Origin of the sequence: Streptomyces sp. P17 (assembly GCF_032436805.1) — a bacterium.
Classification (GTDB): Bacteria; Actinomycetota; Actinomycetes; order Streptomycetales; family Streptomycetaceae; genus Streptomyces.
In genome coordinates, this window is record NZ_JAVRBF010001307.1 from 1 (window position 1) to 246 (window position 246).

Sequence of the window (246 nt, forward strand, 5' to 3'; positions counted from 1 at the left end):
TCTTGTGGTGGGTGTTTTTTTTGTAGGGGAGGGGGGACCGTATCTCCCCGTATATATTTCTCGCCGTGGCGGGGGGTTTTTTGGCGTTGTTGGCGGTGGCCGTATGGTTGCCTACCGCAACACTGCGGACGTGCTGGAACTGCCGATGCCGATGGACTATCGGTTCTTCCCGCTGTATCAGGACGGCCCGTTCAACTTCACCGTTCCGGGTATGGGTCGAATCGGTCAGATCGACGTGAAGAAGCC

General features: G+C 57.3%; 1 protein-coding gene. It reads left to right on the top strand.

Annotated features, from left to right (window positions below; genetic code table 11):
* Positions 1-7 precede the first annotated feature (7 nt).
* Positions 8-246: major capsid family protein (locus RMT89_RS46425; RefSeq protein WP_399499107.1), on the top strand; the 239-nt coding region annotated here is incomplete at its 3' end.